This window comes from Mesorhizobium sp. CNPSo 4684 (genome assembly GCF_057784315.1).
In genome coordinates this window covers 22965-39495 of record NZ_JBWLUX010000033.1, presented here as the reverse complement: position 1 = coordinate 39495, position 16531 = coordinate 22965, and the positions used below count along the sequence as shown (strand labels likewise).

8 protein-coding genes are annotated in these 16531 nt (G+C 63.0%); 7 read left to right on the top strand and 1 reads right to left on the bottom strand.

Going from position 1 to position 16531, the window contains the following annotated elements:
• Positions 1-161 precede the first annotated feature (161 nt).
• The 7 genes from AC04SG_RS26135 to AC04SG_RS26105 all read left to right on the top strand — a co-directional run bounded on the left by AC04SG_RS26135 (position 162) and on the right by AC04SG_RS26105 (position 15756).
• Positions 162-2090 carry an autotransporter assembly complex protein TamA gene (locus AC04SG_RS26135; protein ID WP_488553392.1) on the top strand — a complete coding sequence of 643 codons (1929 nt, stop codon included), beginning with the start codon at positions 162-164 and terminating at the stop codon, positions 2088-2090.
• Between the two features lie 2 nt (positions 2091-2092).
• Positions 2093-8140 (top strand): translocation/assembly module TamB domain-containing protein, encoded by a 6048-nt coding sequence (locus AC04SG_RS26130; RefSeq protein WP_488553391.1) that lies wholly within the window; start codon positions 2093-2095, stop codon positions 8138-8140.
• A 266-nt stretch (positions 8141-8406) separates the two neighbouring features.
• Entirely contained in the window at positions 8407-10056 is a 1650-nt protein-coding gene (locus AC04SG_RS26125; RefSeq protein WP_192258524.1) for an ABC transporter substrate-binding protein, read from the top strand.
• A gap of 229 nt (positions 10057-10285) precedes the next feature.
• Complete coding sequence (locus AC04SG_RS26120) at positions 10286-11320, top strand: ABC transporter permease (protein ID WP_488553390.1); 1035 nt, start codon at positions 10286-10288, stop codon at positions 11318-11320.
• A 12-nt stretch (positions 11321-11332) separates the two neighbouring features.
• Complete coding sequence (locus AC04SG_RS26115; RefSeq protein WP_192258522.1) at positions 11333-12490, top strand: ABC transporter permease; 1158 nt, start codon at positions 11333-11335, stop codon at positions 12488-12490.
• A gap of 45 nt (positions 12491-12535) precedes the next feature.
• The gene (locus AC04SG_RS26110) at positions 12536-14854 is read left to right on the top strand and encodes a dipeptide ABC transporter ATP-binding protein (protein WP_488553389.1); all 2319 of its coding nucleotides are present in this window, start codon (positions 12536-12538) and stop codon (positions 14852-14854) included.
• 224 nt (positions 14855-15078) lie between these two features.
• On the top strand, positions 15079-15756 hold the full coding sequence (locus tag AC04SG_RS26105) for a glutathione S-transferase family protein (protein WP_488553388.1): 678 nt from the start codon (positions 15079-15081) through the stop codon (positions 15754-15756).
• Between the two features lie 32 nt (positions 15757-15788).
• On the opposite strand, the gene AC04SG_RS26100 is transcribed toward AC04SG_RS26105, so the two are convergent.
• Positions 15789-16379: a transglycosylase SLT domain-containing protein gene (locus AC04SG_RS26100; RefSeq protein WP_192258520.1), complete on the bottom strand. Its 591-nt coding sequence runs from the start codon at positions 16377-16379 to the stop codon at positions 15789-15791.
• Positions 16380-16531 lie beyond the last annotated feature (152 nt).

The window sequence follows — 16531 nt, the reverse complement described above, 5'->3', positions numbered from 1 at the left end:
TGCCGATAGTTCATCCATAGGGAAAGGGATCACGCTTTCTTGCGGCAACGCAGAAGGTGTGAATTCCAAGCCCTGCCTATTTCAGACAATTGGATTGTGGCCCCTTTACGAGCGCTTCAAAACTTCATTCCAATTTTAGTTTTGTAACCTAGGTTGTCTTAATGCCGGCGTGTGAAGCGCAGATGTCGAAAGGAACCGCGCCACGGCGTGCGCTTTCGCGCGCGCTGATTCTGGCGTTGGCGTGCTCGACCGTGGTCGCCGCCGAATCGGGGTCGGCGGCGGCCTTCGAGATTTTCGGCATCAAATTGTGGGGCTCTTCTGATAACGAGGACGCCGATATTGTCGACCCGCTGCGCTATTCCGTCAGCATCGAGGCGCCAGATGCCGACAAGGACCTGGTCAAGAAGCTCGAAAACGCCTCGACGCTGAAAGCCGACGAGGAGCGCCCGGTTTCCGGTTCGCTCGGCCTCCTGGCCAAGGCGCGCAGCGACCGCGAGCAGCTGGTCGCGGCGCTTTATTCGGATGCCCGCTATGAAGGCGTCGTGACCATCACCATCCAGGGCAAGGCGCTCGACGATTTGCCGCCGGATGCCGAATTTACGGGTCCGCAGCCGATTCCGGTGGTGATCAGCATCGCCAGCGGGCCTAAATTCACGCTCGGCAACATCCGGCTGGCAGGTGATGCCGCCGGGCTTGCGAGCGCCGATTTCGGCCTGATCGCCGGCGGCGACGCCGGTTCGGGCGCCGTGCTCAAGGCCGAAGCGCTGATTGTGCGGGCGCTGAAGCAGGAGGGCCGGCCGCTGGCTCGGATCACCGATCGGCAGATCGTCGCCGATCACAACACCTCGACGCTCGACGTGACGCTGACGGTAGCCGCCGGACCAGTAGCCGGCTATGGCGACACCACTGTCGAGGGAACCGAGAAGGTCGATCGCGAGTTCACCGAATACATGACCGGGCTGAAACGCGGTCGGCAATATTCTCCTGACGAGATCGACGATGCCCGCGACCGACTGCTCGGGCTGGAAGTGTTCAACAGCGTCACGCTGAAGGAAGCAGACCAGCTAGACGCCGACGGCAACATCCCGATCGGCGTCCAGGTCAGCGAGCGCAAGCCACGCTATTTTGGCGTTGGCGGCACGTTCTCCAACACCGAGGGGCTCGGCCTCGAAGGCTATTGGGGCCATCGCAACCTGTTCGGCCGGGCCGAAAAGCTGCGCATCGACGGCAAGATCAGCGGCATCGGCAGCAACGATCTCAGCGAACTCAACTACAATGCCGGCATCATGTTCGAAAAGCCGGGGGTGGTCGGGCCAGCTTCAAAATTCATCGCCAGCGTCAAGACCGTGCTCGAACATCCCGACGCCTACGACCATTTTTCGGTCAAGGGCAGCACCGGCCTGTCCTACGACATCGACAAGAAGCAGACGGTTTCGGCTGAAATCGCGCTCGACTATTCCAGGGTCACCGACACGTTCGGCAAGCACAAATACCTGATCGCCAGCATTCCGCTGCAATATGTCTATGATAACCGCGACAACCGCCTCAACCCGACCAGCGGCTTCAGGATGCTGGCCTATGCCGAGCCGAGCTACGACATTATGAGCGGCGCCGCCTTCCTCAAGCTGAAGGGCGAGGGGTCGGCCTATCAGTCGCTCGACACGGCTTCGAAGTTCGTGCTTGCCGAACGCGTCGCGCTGGGTTCGATCGTCGGCACCAGTCTCGAACATGTTCCGGCCGACCGGCGCTTCTATTCCGGCGGCGGCGGTTCGGTGCGCGGCTATGCCTATCAGGGCATCGGTCCCAAGGACATCGACAATCAGCCGATCGGCGGGCTTTCCTTCTTCGAGACATCGGTCGAGATGCGTATTGCGCTCACCGACACGATCGGCATGGTGCCGTTCATCGACGCCGGCACCGTCTCGACCAAATCGACGCCGGACTTTTCCGACATGAAGGTCGGCGCCGGCGTCGGCCTGCGCTATATAACGCCGTTCGGGCCGCTGCGCATCGACGCCGCCCTGCCGCTCAACCGCGACCGTGGCGATCCGCGTTTCGGCATCTATGCCGGCATCGGACAGGCTTTCTGACGATGAAGATTTTGAGACGCATCCTTCGCCTCTTTTTCTACACGCTGCTGATCGTGCTGGCGGCGGCCGTCGGCGCGCTGGTCGTGCTGACCAAGACCGAGCGTGGCCGCGAAAACCTCGCCGGTATCATCTCGAACATTGCCTCATCAGGGGACAGCAAGGTCACCGTCAGCGGCATTGACGGCATCTGGTCGGGCGCGCTGACGGTGGACCACGTCGTGCTGGAAGACCGAGAGGGCGCATGGCTGGTGGCGCGCAAGGTGGCCGTCGACTGGTCGCCGCTGGCGCTGCTGTCGAAGAATTTCAGCGCCGACCATATCGCGGCCGAGCGCATCGAACTGGCGCGGCTGCCGGTTGCGAGCACGGAGCCTGCCAAGAGCGGATCGACCGGCCTGCCGGTTTCGCTCGATATCAGGCAGATCGATCTTCCGCAGATCGCGCTTGGCCAGCAACTTGCCGGCAGCGGTATTGCCGAACTCGCCGCCAAGGGATCGGCCAAGGTCGATGCATCGCCGCTTGCGGTTGAGACTGTGCTCAATGTCACCCGCCATGACGGTAAGCAGGGCAATGTCGACGCCAACATCCATTTCGCGCCCGCCGACAACAAGCTCGACCTCGATCTCAAGGCATCCGAACCGGCCGGCGGCATCATTGCCAATCTGCTCAAGCTGCCGGGCGCGCCGCCGGTCAACATCGTTGTCTCCGGCACCGGGCCGCTGGCCAACTGGAGCGGCGTCGGCACTTTCATGGTCGACGGCCAGATCGTCACCCAGCTTACCGGCCGTCATCAGCTGACCGACAAGGGCAACCGGATCGAGGCCAAGGGCGACGGTTCGTTCGAAGGTTTTCTGCCGGAACAGTTCAGATCGCTGTTTGCCGGCAAGACCAGTTTCGACCTCGCCGGCACCGCGACCGCGGCCGGCGGCGTCGACATCGAGCGCGCCACGATCGAGAGCGGCGCTGTCCACGGCACCGCCTCAGGCATGGTCGACCCGAAGGGCGCCAGCGACCTTTCGGTCGAACTCGCTTCCAAGGGCGAGCCTGTCACGGTCAATGTCGGCACCCCGGCACAGCCGATCATGGTGGCCGTAAACAATGTCACGGCGCGCGCGTTCGGCGACGGCAAGGCGCCGATGATCGATGCCGGCGCTTCACTCGTCTCGGTGGTGGCGGGCGGCTCCCAGGTGAACAATCTCGATGCGCGGATCCATTCCGATGGCTTCGACATCGAGAACCGCAGTGGCCCGGTCAGCGTGTCGCTGGCGGCGGCCGGGCTGAAGACCGACGTGGCGACGCTGGCGCCGCTGATCACCGGCAAGCTGACGGCCTCTCTGGCCGGTACGATCAGCAAGGACGAGATTTCGCTCGATGAAGGCACGCTGCGCAGCGATGCGCTCAATGCCGGGCTGACGGCCAAAGTAACGCTGGCCGACCTCGCCGTGACGCTGAAGATGAATGCCGATGCGGTGTCGACGGCATTGCCGCCGCAGATCAGTTCGCTGCTTGGCGAACGGGTCAAGTTCGCGGCGACGGCCACCCGCGATCCGCAGGGGTCCTTCGCCGCCAATTCGATCGAGCTGAGCTCCGGTTCGCTCAGCGCCAGCGGTACCGCCAGCGCGCAAGGCAGCGACATCCAGGCCGACATCAAGGGCAAGCTCGGCGACGTCTCGGTGTTGTCGCCGCTGGTCGGCGTGCCGGTCGCCGGCGGCGTCGATTTCGCGCTGACGGCTAGCGGCGCGCGCAATGCACCGGATTTCAGCGTTTCGGCCGACAGCGCCAGCCTGACGGCGTCGGGCCGGACGGTCAAAGATATCAAGCTGACCGCCTCGGGCAAGGCGGACATCGCAAGCCCGGCGGCGCAAGTCTCCTTGACCGGCTCGGTCGATGAGCAGCCGCTCGCCGTCAAGGCGGCGCTGGTGACCAGCGAAGGCAAGCGCTCCATCAACGGGCTCAGCGTGGCGCTGGGCGACAACAAGGTGTCTGGCGATCTCGCGCTGGACGATCATTTCCTGCCGCTGGGCACGCTGACGATCGCCGCGCCCGACATCGCGCCGCTGGCGTCGCTGGCCGGGCAGACGGTGGCCGGCGACATCGGCGGCACCGTCGTTTTCGCCAAGGACGGCGAGGCGCCCACCGTCACCATCAATGCGGCCAGCGTGTCGGTTGCGCGCGGCGATGTGGCGGCCAAGGCGATCACCGTCAGCGCGCTCATCGCCAACTATCTCGACAGCCCGGCGATCTCCGGCACGATCAAGGCCGACAGCGTGACCTCGGGAACGACCGTCGTCAGCGGCATCGGCGTTGACTTGAAGCGCGACGGCGACTGGACCAATTTTACCGGCGGCGCGACCATATCAGGCATCCCGGCGACGGCTGCCGGGCGGGCGAAGATCGCCGGCGGCACGACCAGCGTCGAGATCGCATCCGGCGAGGCGACGGTGCGCGGCATCAAGGCGGCGGTCACCGAGCCGTCGAGCCTGACGATCGCCGATGGCATCACCAACATTCAAAGGCTGGTGGTCGATCTCGGCGGCGGCTCGGTGACGCTGTCGGGCACGGCAGGCCGGACGCTCGATCTGGCGGCAACTTTCTCCGCCTTGCCGGCAGCCCTCGCCAATGATTTTTCGCCTGGCCTCGACGCCGCGGGCACACTGGACAGCACGGCGCAAATCACCGGGGCGTCGGCCAATCCGGACATCCGTTTTAATGCAAGGCTGGCTGGTGCCGAGACCAACCAGACCCGCCAGGCCGGGCTCGGGCCGCTCGATCTCGATGCGGCCGGCAGTTATTCCACGGCAGGTGGCCTCGTACTGGATCAGGCAACGCTGTCGGGCGAGAAAATCTCCGGGAAGGCAGCCGGGACCATCAACCCGAACGGCGCCAGCGATTTTACGCTCGACCTGACTTCGTCCGGTCCAAGCCTGCCGCTGGCGCTTGGCAGCACTGAGAGCCCGATCAAGCTCGAACTGCAGGCGCTGTCGGTGAAGGCGGCGGGGCAGGCTGCCCAAGCCAAGCTCGACATCTCGGCGGTGTTGCCGTCGGTGGCGACGAATTTCACCAAGGTCGAAGGCATCGCGCTGGCGCTGCATTCCGATGCGTTCGATGTGAAAAGCCGAACCGGTCCGATCTCGGGCACGGTGACGGCGGAAAAGATCGGTCTGGACAATCCGACCATCGCACCGCTGATTGCCGGCAAGATCACCGCCAAGGTTACCGGCAGCCTGGCGGCGGATACCATCACCATTGACAGCGGTTCGGTGCAGGGCGCAGCGCTGGAAAGCGCCTTCAATGGCCGCGTCTCGCTGGCCGACGGCGCCATCGACCTCAACCTCAAGGCTGACGCTCTGTCGGCGGCATTGCCGGCAGCGGCGCGGGGCGTGCTGGCCGAGCGGACGCAGCTCAGCGCTACACTCAAGCGCGATACGCAAGGCAATGTCAGCGCCAGTCCGGTCAAGCTGGTATCGGGCGCGCTGACCGCCGACGGCCAGGCCAGCCTCGCCGACAACAAGCTCAGCGCCGACATCAAGGGCGCTCTATCGGACATCTCGCTGCTGTCGAAGGATGCCACGGGCGCGGTTGGCTTTGCGCTCAACGCGCAAGGGCCTGTCATGGCGCCGGACCTGTCGCTGACGGTCAACAGCGACCGGCTGCTGGTGGCGGAGCGTGAAATCACCGGGCTGAAGCTGACCGCCACCGGCAAGGCCGATGCCGCCAATCCGGCGGCCAATGTGCAACTGACCGGCAATGTCGCCGGACAGGCGCTGCAAGGCAGCGCGGTGCTGGCGACAGCCGACGGCAAGAGCGCCATCAATGGCCTGCTGTTGTCGCTCGGCAAGAACAGGATTTCCGGCGATCTCGCGCTCGACGAGGCCTTTGTCCCGGTCGGCACCATCGCGCTCGACCTGCCCGATATCGGACCGCTGGCAGCGCTGGCGCTGGAAAAGGCCGAAGGCGACGTGCGCGGCACCATAGCCTTCACCAAGAGCAACGACGGCGCCAACGTTGCCGTCAAGGCTTCGACCGCGTCGATCACCCGCGGCGACCTGCAAGCAAAAACGGTGTCGATCGATGCGCTGGTCGCCAACTATCTTGCCGTGCCGGTCATCTCCGGCAAAATCCGCGCCGACAGCGTCATCTCCGGCGGCACCGCTATCAGCGGTATCGATGTCGACCTCAAGCGCGACGGCGACTGGACCGGCTTTTCCGGCGGCGCTACCGTCAAGGGTATCCCGGCGAAAGCCGCGGGCCGGGTGAAGGTCGCTGGCGGCATCATAACCATCGAACTCGCTTCGGGGCAGGCCACGGTGCAGGGCATCAAGGCCGCCATCGCGCAGGCCTCGACCGTCAGCATCGCCAATGGCACGACGACGCTGGACAGGCTGGTGCTCAATCTCGGCGGCGGCACGGCGACGGTGACCGGCAAGGTCGGGCAGGCGCTCGACATCAATGCCGCGCTCTCGAAGGTGCCGGCCTCGCTCGCCAACAGTTTCTCGCCCGGCCTCGATGCCGCCGGGTCGATCTCCGGGACCGTGAAGGTGACGGGCGCGCCGGCCAATCCGGCCGTTGCCTTCGACATCGACGCCGGCGGGGTACAGACGTCGCAGACGCGCAGTGTCGGCCTTGGCGGCATGAACATCTCTTCGTCGGGAACGTTCGCCAGCAAGAAGCTCACCTTCAACGCCGACATCAGCGACGGCGCCGGGCTTGGCCTCAAGGGTGGCGGCAGCGTCACCACAGCGGGAACGCCGGCGCTGGTGCTCGACTTCAACGGCAAGGTGCCGTTTTCCTTCCTTGCCGCCAAGCTTGCCGCGCAAGGCCTGTCGCTGAGCGGCACGGCCAACGTCAATGTCCAGGTGCGCGGCCCGGCGACGTCGCCCGTAATCGGCGGCACGGTCAGCACGTCCGGCGCCCGTCTGGTCGACGCGCGCTCGGGCCTTGCCGTCAACGACATCGCCGCCGACGTTTCGATCGGCAATGGTGTGGCCCGGATCAATCGCCTGACCGGCACGCTGTCGACGCGCGGCAGCCTGTCGGCGTCCGGCACGGTCGGCATCAATCCGGCGCAAGGTTTTCCGGCCGACCTGTCGATCAAGCTGGTCGACGGCCGCTACACCGACGGGCGGGTGGTGACCGCCAATCTCGGCGGCGACCTCACCATCAAGGGGCCGCTCACCTCGGCGCCGGTGATTTCGGGCGCCGTCAACCTCGCCAAGACCGTCATCACCGTTCCGGAGAAACTGCCGGGCTCGCTGACGGCACTCGGTGTCAAGCACAAGAACGCGCCCGCCAGCGTGCGGGCGCAGGACAAGGCCTTGCGCCCGGCCACTGCCAGCGGCGGGGGCGGTAGCGGGCTTGTCCTCGACGTCACCGTCAACGCGCCGAACCAGATCTTCATCCAGGGCAGGGGCGTCGACGCCGAGCTCGGCGGTTCGCTGAGGCTGACCGGCCCGGCGGCGTCGCCGCAAGCGGTCGGCACATTCACCTTGCAGCGCGGGCGGCTGTCGATCCTCGGCAAGCGGCTGACCTTCACCGAAGGCACGGTCGGCTTTTCCGGCTCGCTGGTGCCCTACCTCAATTTGACCGCGACATCGACCACGCCCAGCGCCACCGTCACCATCGTGGTGTCGGGCGAGGCGACCAATCCGAAATTCACCTTCTCCTCGGTGCCGGCACTGCCCGAGGATGAGGTGCTGGCGCAATTGATCTTCGGCCGCTCGATGTCGAACCTGTCGCCGCTGCAGATCGCCCAGTTGGCCGAGGCCGCCGGGCAACTCGCCGGTGTCGGCGGCTCGACCTCGCTGCTTGAAAATTTGCGCAGCGCAATCGGCGTCGACGATCTGGATGTGACCACCGACGATCAGGGCGGCACAGCCGTGTCGGCGGGCAAATACCTCAACGACCGCACCTATGTGACGATCCAGAAGGGCGACAAGCCGGGATCGGGCAAGGCGACGATCGACCTCAATGTCGGGCGCGGCGTCAAGCTGCGCGGCGAGGCCAACGACGGCGGCGAGGCCAAGGGCGGCATTTTCTACGAGAAGGAATATTGATCGTTCGGCCGGATTTGGCCTCACAGGCGGTTTGAGCCTGGCACTGGTGGGGCCTCAGTAAATGTTTCAATTTAATCGACGAAACGAGATTCCTGAGGAATCCGTTGGGCAGTAGCAAATTTGCGCCAAGACTGTCGTTATCACGCGAACCGCTCCCTTATCAAAGTTGCACATTCGCTAACATGTTCCCGATCCATGCCGTCTTTGACATCGCGGCCTGGATGCGGAATGTTAAAAGGCGGAAAGCCAACAATGGGAGTTAAGTCATGACAATTTATAAGAGTAATGGCGATCGCGTTCCGGATCACATCCTGGCCATGGCCGAAGAAGCCAAGGCAGGCAAGGTCGATCGCCGCGAATTCCTCGCCATGGCCAGCGTCTTCGGTGCGTCGACGGCGATGGCCTATGGAATGCTCGGCCTGGCAGCGCCGACAGAGGCGCGAGCCGAAGACGCCCCGAAGAAAGGCGGCGTCCTGAAGGTTGCCATGTGGATCAAGGATCCCAAGGATCCGCGCAAGGCCGACTGGTCGGAGATCGCCAATGCCGAGCGCCAAGCACTAGAACCCCTGGTCAAATATACAGCCGAATATACCTTCCGCCCCTATTTGCTGGAGAGTTGGGACGTCAACGACGACGCCACCGAATACACGCTGCATGTGCGCAAGGGCGTGACCTGGTCGAACGGTGACGCGTTTACCGCTGATGACGTCATCTTCAACTTGAAGCGCTGGGCCGACAAGAAGGCCGAGGGCAATTCCATGCCCGGCCGTCTCGGCACTCTGGTCAAGGACGACAAGCTGGATGAAAGCGCCGTGACCAAGGTCGACGATCACACGATCAAGTTGAAGCTCGGCAAGTCCGACATCGCGCTGATCCCGAACGTATGCGACTATCCCAGCCTCCTTGTCCACAAGACGTTCGACGAAAAGGGCGGCGATTTCAAGGCCTGCCCGATCGGCACCGGTCCGTTCGAGCTGGTCTCCTACGATGTCGGCCAGAAGGTGGTCTACAAGCGCCGCGAGGACAACAAGTGGTGGGATGGCGAGGTTCCTCTCGACGGCATTGAGTTCATCGACTATGGCACCGATCCGGCCGCAACAGTCAGCGCCTTCGAGGCGGGCGAAGTCCATTGCAACTACGAGACCACTGCGGACTATGTGGCGATCATGGACGGTCTGGATCTGGTCAAATCTGAAGTCGTCACGGCCACGACGATCGTCTGCCGCACCAATGTTAACAACAAGCCGTATGACGACCAGAAGGTGCGCCACGCACTGCAGCTCGGCGTCGACAACAATGTCGTCCTCCAGCTCGGGATCGGCAACGCCGGCAAGGTGGCTGAAAACCATCACGTCTGCCCGATCCATCCAGAGTACTACGAGCTTGCGAAGGTTGCACGCGATCCCGCCAAGGCCAAGGCTTTGATGGCCGAAGCCGGCCAGGCCGATTTCGAACATGAGCTGATCACGGTTGACGAGGATTGGCACAAGAATTCCGGTGACGCCATCGCCGCGCAGCTGCGCGACGCGGGCATCAAGGTGAAGCGCACGGTGCTGCCGGGCTCGACGTTCTGGAACGACTGGACCAAATATCCGCTGTCGATGACCAACTGGAACATGCGGCCGCTCGGCGTCCAGGTTCTGGCGATCGGCTACCGCAGCGGTGAGGCCTGGAACGAGACTGCCTGGTCGAATCCGGAATGGGACGCCAAACTCAACGCCGCACTTGGCGTTATCGACCCCGCCAAACGCAAGGAGATGATGAAGGATATCGAGCAGATCCTGCAGGATTCCGGCATCATCATCCAGCCCTTCTGGCGCAATCTGTATTGTCACTCGACGGCTGCGGTGAAGGGGTACTACATGCATCCGAGCTTCGAGCACGATTTGGGCAAGGTATGGCTTGACCAGGCGTGATAGGACCGACCCCAGGAAGGGGCCGATGGCCCCTTCTTTTCACGCCCCGCATGAATCCAAAATCGGAAGTCGACGCAGCAAAAAAGTTGCGGACTCTTCGGCAAGGATCGTGCAATAAAAACAGGGTTGATCGCATCCGAAGGCCGGTTTGACAGCCAACTCTGCCGGCAACGGTAGGGCTGGCTTTCCAAGCCGACTCCAACCCCAACCAGACCGGCAGGGGACCGCCATGCTTTCTTTCGTAATCCGGCGCCTGGGCACCATGGCATTGACGATGCTGTGCCTGACGATGATCGTCTTCTTCCTGATCAACCTCGAGCCGAATTTGAAGAAGCTGGCGATCAGCCAGACTGAAATGCACACCTCCGCCGAGCAGCTCGAAAACTGGCTGGTCAACCATGGCTATCGGCAGAACTTCTTCGCGCGCTACGGCCAGTGGTTGGGCGTCCTGCCCAAGCAGCCGGTGACAGATCCCGTGACCGGCAAGCCGACGCAGCGTTTTTCCTTCTGCAATGACCAGCTGGAGCCGAAATTCTCCGGCGTCCTGGAAGGCGATTTCGGCTGTTCGACCAAGTTCAAGACCACCGTTGCGTCAAAGCTCTTCCCCGCACTCGGCGCCACCGGCATACTGATGCTCTGCGTGCTGGCGGTGATGGTACCGATTTCGCTGCTGATCGGCATTTTGGCCGGCATGCGCGAGGGCTCGCGAACGGACCGGACGCTGTCCGTCGCCTCGATCGCCTCGACGGCGACGCCCGAATATGTGTCGGGCGTCATCTTCACCGTCATCTTCGCCTCCTGGCTCGGCTGGCTGAACGGTTCGGCCGCGTCGGCCAGCCAAGGCATCACCTTCTACAATTTCACCCTGCCGGTGATGACGCTGGCGATCTACGGCATCGGCTATATCGCCCGCATGACGCGCGCCTCGATGGTCGAGGTGATGACGCAGCAATATATCCGCACCGCCCGCCTGAAAGGCCTCTCCTTCGGCAGCGTCGTGGTCAAGCACGCGCTGCGCAATGCGCTGATTGCCCCCTTCACCGTCATCATGCTGCAATTCCCCTGGCTGCTCACCGGCGTCGTCATCGTCGAGGTGATGTTCCGCTATCAGGGCTTTGGCTACACGCTGGTTGAAGCTGCCGGCAATAACGACATCGACCTTTTGCTCGGCTGCTCGCTGGTCTCGGTGTTCATCGTGCTGATCACGCAGCTCATCTCGGATGTCGGCTACGCGTTCCTCAATCCGCGTATCAGGGTTCAATAGGGGTCTGGGCAGATGCAGGTCGAATATATCGGCGCCTTCAACATCGTGCTCGGCGTGATTGCGCGCTTCTGGCCGGTCTGGCTGGGGCTGGCCCTGGTGATGGGGGCGAGCTTCACCTACAAGAAAAGGCTCGGCCTTTACGGCCAGCTGTTCGACAGCGGCGTCGGCATTGTCGGCGTCGGCATCTGCCTGTTCTGGCTGTTCACCGCGATCTTCGCGACGACTGTCGCGCCCTTCGATCCGCTTTCCCAGGTGCCGATCATGAAGGACGCGCTGCCGGGCGGTATCGAGCCGGTATCCAAGCTCATCTACTATTTCGGCGGCGACAAGCTCGCCCGCGATGTCTTCTCGCGCATGGTCTACGGCAGCCAGATCGTGCTGATCATCGCACCGGCGGCGACGGGGTTCGCACTGATGGTCGGCATCACGCTCGGCCTTCCTGCCGGCTATTACGGCGGCAGGATCGACACCGTGCTGTCGTTCCTGGCCAATCTGGTGCTGGCTTTCCCGGTGATCCTGCTGTTCTACCTGCTGGTGACGCCGGGCATCATGGACACGCCCATCCCCTACGCCATGGCTGGGTTGTTCTTCCTGTTTCCGATCATCTTCTTTTCCGTGCTGTTCTGGACCCGCTACAAGAACCGGCCGGATCGACTTTACATTCTCATGGGACTGACCCTGGTCATCGGCGGCTGGGTCTATGCCGGTCTGGTGTTCGATGCCGACCCGTTCAAGATCATCCACATCGATCCCAACCAGCTCAACATCTTCGTGGCGGTGGTGTTCGCCTCCAGCCCCGGCGTGTTCCGCATCGTGCGCGGCCTGGTGATGGACATCAAGACGCGCGACTATGTGGCGGCAGCGCAGACGCGCGGTGAATCGCCCTGGTACATCATGCTGTGGGAAATCCTGCCCAATGCGCGCGGACCGCTGATCGTCGATGCCTGCCTGCGCATCGGCTACACCACGATCCTGCTCGGCACGCTGGGGTACTTCGGTCTCGGCCTGGCGCCGGAGAGCCCGGACTGGGGCACCGCGATCAAGGACGCCAGCCGCCTGCTGCGTTCCTTCATCCACCCGGCGTTGCCGCCGACAATCGCGCTGATGTCGTTCGTGCTGGGCTTGAACCTGCTCGCCGACTCGCTGCGCGAACAATCGATGAAAGACTGATCTGCGGGTTCGGCCCGACGCATGAAAACAGGATTGGAGCGACCCATGAATGAGGCAGTTCGAAATCCCGGAGAACCGATCATCGAGATCGAGAACCTGTCGATCTCCTTCTTCACCCGCAAGGGCGAGATCCCTGCCGTCATGGATTTTTCCTGCACGGTGATGCCCGGCGAAGCGATGGGCATCGTCGGCGAATCCGGCTGCGGCAAGTCGACCGTGTCGCTCGGCATCATGCGCGACCTCTCCAACATCGGTAAGATCGTCGGCGGCAAGATCAAGTTCCAGGGCAAGGACATGGGCGAGCTGTCCGACGAGGAACTGCGCGCCATTCGCGGCAACAAGATCGCCATGATCTACCAGGAGCCGATGGCGAGCCTCAATCCGGCGATGAAGGTCGGCCAGCAATTGATGGAAGTGCCGCTGATCCACGACAAGGTGTCGAAGGAAGAGGCCTACACCCGCGCGCTGGACATGGTGCGGGCGGTGAAGCTGCCCGATCCCGAGCGCATGATGCGCTCCTATCCGCACCAGCTCTCCGGCGGCCAGCAGCAGCGCATCGTCATCGCCATGGCGCTGCTGTCGAAGCCGGCGCTGCTTCTGCTCGACGAGCCGACGACGGCGCTCGATGTGACGGTGGAGGCCGGCATTGTCGACCTGGTCAAGGGACTGGGCGAAAAGTTCGGCACGTCGATGATCTTCGTGTCGCACAATCTCGGCCTGATCCTGGAAACCTGCGACCGCATCACTGTGATGTATTCGGGCGAAGCGGTGGAGACCGGCAAGATCAAGGACGTGTTCGACCGGATGCGTCATCCCTATACGCAAGGGCTGTTCCGCTCGATCCCGCTGCCGGGCGCCGACAAGAATTCGCGGCCGCTGATCTCCATTCCCGGGCAATTGCCGCTGCCGCATGAGCGCCCGAAGGGCTGCAATTTCGGTCCGCGCTGCCACCATTTCGTCGAGGGCGTCTGCAACGCCGCCGAAATCCCCATGATCGAAGTCGCCGGCCATGAAGGGCATTTCTCGCGCTGCGTGCGCTTCAACGAGATCGACTGGGAAGCACTGCCGCCCGGCGCCAAGAAGGTCAATGAGAAGGTCGTGCCCGGCGCACCGGTGCTCAAGATCGAGGACCTCAGGAAATACTACAAGGTCGGCGGCAGCGAAGTGTTCGGCTCCAGCGAAGGCCGCGTCGTCAAGGCCAATGAGACGATCTCGTTCGTGGCGCGCGAATCCGAGACTGTCGCCATTGTCGGCGAGTCCGGCTGCGGAAAGTCGACGCTGGCCAAGGTGCTGCTCGGCCTGGAGACGGCAAGTTCCGGAACGGTGACGCTCGGCAACAAGGAGATCCAGTCGACCAGCATCGAGAAGCGCAGCGTCGATACGGTGTCGTCGATCCAGATGGTGTTCCAGAACCCGTTCGATACGCTCAATCCCAGCCACTCCGTCGGCTCGCAGATCATCCGTACGCTGGAAAAATTCAATGTCGGCAACAACGTCGCCGAGCGGCGCAAGCGCATGCTGGAACTGCTCGACCTTGTGAAGCTGCCGCGCGCCTTCGAGACCCGCAAGCCGCGTCAGCTCTCAGGCGGCCAGAAACAGCGCATCGGCGTGGCGCGCGCCTTTGCCGGCGACGCCAAGGTGGTGGTGGCCGATGAGCCGGTCTCGGCCCTCGACGTCTCGGTGCAGGCGGCGGTGACCGAATTGCTGATGGACATCCAGCGCAAGAACAAGACGACGATGCTGTTCATCAGCCACGATCTGTCCGTCGTGCGCTACATCGCCGACCGCGTGGTCGTCATGTATCTCGGCTATATCGTCGAGCAAGGCACGACCGACCAGATCTTCGCGCCGCCCTACCACCCCTATACCGAGGCGCTGCTGTCGGCGATCCCGATCGCCGACACCAGTGTGGTCAAGAAGCACATCGTGCTGGAAGGCGACATCCCGTCGGCGATGAACCCGCCATCGGGCTGCCCGTTCCAGACGCGCTGCGGCTACAAGAAACTGGTGCCGGACAATCTGTGCGAGACCAAGGTGCCGCCGGTCAAGCATCTCGGCGACGGCCATATGAGCCTGTGCTGGCTGTCGGACGATGTGCTGGCGACGATGGAGCCGGTGATCAAGTTCGACAAGGAGCACGCGGCGCATGAAGGCGTGCCGGAGGATGCGCCCAGTACCGGGCCGGTTTCCACTGGAAAAGCACCTAACCGGCCGCGAGGCAAAACGGGCAGCGCGGAGGCCGACCACATCGGGGATGCCGTGGAGCAGGGCCAGGCCGGGATGCGAGCCCGTCGCCACAAAGTAGTCGACGAGGCTTCCGAAACCGGTGTCAAGAAGCCGAAAGATACGACAAGGCGGCACTAGACCAGGAGGGTGCTCGAGCAATTCCAGGAAAAGTGTGAGCGGTTTTCCGTCCGGAATTGCGTAAAGACAAAGACCTAGCCGCATTGCCGTAGCTGCGCATCATAGTCGCGGGCCATCTTGTCTGTCGCCCGCGCATAGCCCTGCAGGCCGGCATCGCCGCGGTTGCCGTGGCCATAGGCGGGTCCGGCCGAGGCAATAGGCGAGGTGCAGTCGCGGAGGGGCCGATGTACATTCTCTATGGCGGTGACTTCACCCGCGCTCCTCTCGTCCAGTGGGTGCTCGAGGAAGGCAAGATCGACTATGAGCTCAGAAAAATTGACATTCTGAACGGTGAGCACCGCAGCGCGGAATTCCTGGCGATAAATCCGGCCGGGCTCGTGCCGGTGCTGATCACGCCTGAGGGCGAGGCGCTCTACGAGGTAGCCGCGCTGATGCTTTACCTGGCCGAACGGCACCAGCTCACGGAGCTTGCGCCTGCGGTGACCGACCCGGACCGTGGTCTCTTTCTCTCGACGTTTTTCCATATCGCGGGAGACATTCAGTCAGAAATGAAGCGCTTTCATTTCCCGCACCGTTTCTCGCTGCGAAGACACGACGATGCCGCGATACAGGACCTCGCCAAATCGATGGTTCTCAGCCGCCTGGGTGTCACGAACACGAGGCTGGCGGCAAGAGGCCCCTACGTCCTTGGCTCCCGCTTTTCGCTTGCCGATTTCTATCTGAGTTTCTGGATTGCCTATCTCGATCGCCAAGCGGCGTGCGAGCAGTTTTCATCGATTGCCAGACTGTACGATCTGGTCCGATCCCGTCCCGGTGCAACGCCCTATATCGAGGACACTGAAAAGGCGGCGGATGCGTATGCGTTGATGATGAAAAAGCATCCGGGTGGCGTCATAGCCTGATCGATCCGACGGCCATTGAACGGGCGGCGCGTTCAGCTGCCGCACTGCTGCAATTGGACTGCATAGTCGCGGGCCATCTTGTCTGTCGCCCGCGCATAGCCCTGCACGCCGGCATCGCCGCGGTTGCCGCGGCCATAGGCGGTCCAGCCGAGATAGTAGGCGAGATAGAGATTGTAGGTGTCGTTGCGGGCGACACCGAACGTGTCGGCGGTTTTTGAGTGATACCAGCCGACGAAATCGACGGCATCGGCAAACTTTGTCCGCCGCGCCGCCCAGCTGCCGGTTTCGCTCTGGTATTGCGACCAGGTGCCGTCGAGCGCCTGCGAGAAACCGGTCGCCGAGGAGACATGCTTCCACGGAATGAAGCCGAGCAGCTTGGTGCGCGGCGGCCTGGCATTGCTCTTGAAGCCGGACTCCTTGCGCACCGTCGCCATCAGCACGGGGACGGGGATGCTATATTTCTGCGAGGCGCGTTCGGCCGCCGACTGCCAGTTGTCGAACCAGCCGTCATTCTGGTCGAAGACGGCACAGACATTGTTGATATGGTTTGGCGGCGTCGCGCAGGCCGACAACGCCAGCAGCACACCAACCGCTACAATTTTACTAAAACTCGACCTACGCATGGGAAGACGAATAGGCCGAAATCATAAAGGGAATCTTGCGGCGTTTCTTAACGGGTTGCCGGCTCGGCTGCGCCGACTCGAGGCTGTGTCATTATTCCGACCCTTTGCGTCGCCTTTGTCTTCATCGGAATCCGGAAATGCCGCCTTGGCTA

Bases quoted from the DNA above. Each gene is read 5' to 3' on its own strand.
- AC04SG_RS26135 (WP_488553392.1), top strand. From the start codon at position 162: ATGCCGGCGTGTGAAGCGCAGATGTCGAAAGGAACCGCGCCACGGCGT.
- AC04SG_RS26130 (WP_488553391.1), top strand. From the start codon at position 2,093: ATGAAGATTTTGAGACGCATCCTTCGCCTCTTTTTCTACACGCTGCTG.
- AC04SG_RS26125 (WP_192258524.1), top strand. From the start codon at position 8,407: ATGACAATTTATAAGAGTAATGGCGATCGCGTTCCGGATCACATCCTG.
- AC04SG_RS26120 (WP_488553390.1), top strand. From the start codon at position 10,286: ATGCTTTCTTTCGTAATCCGGCGCCTGGGCACCATGGCATTGACGATG.
- AC04SG_RS26115 (WP_192258522.1), top strand. From the start codon at position 11,333: ATGCAGGTCGAATATATCGGCGCCTTCAACATCGTGCTCGGCGTGATT.
- AC04SG_RS26110 (WP_488553389.1), top strand. From the start codon at position 12,536: ATGAATGAGGCAGTTCGAAATCCCGGAGAACCGATCATCGAGATCGAG.
- AC04SG_RS26105 (WP_488553388.1), top strand. From the start codon at position 15,079: ATGTACATTCTCTATGGCGGTGACTTCACCCGCGCTCCTCTCGTCCAG.
- AC04SG_RS26100 (WP_192258520.1), bottom strand. From the start codon at position 16,379: ATGCGTAGGTCGAGTTTTAGTAAAATTGTAGCGGTTGGTGTGCTGCTG.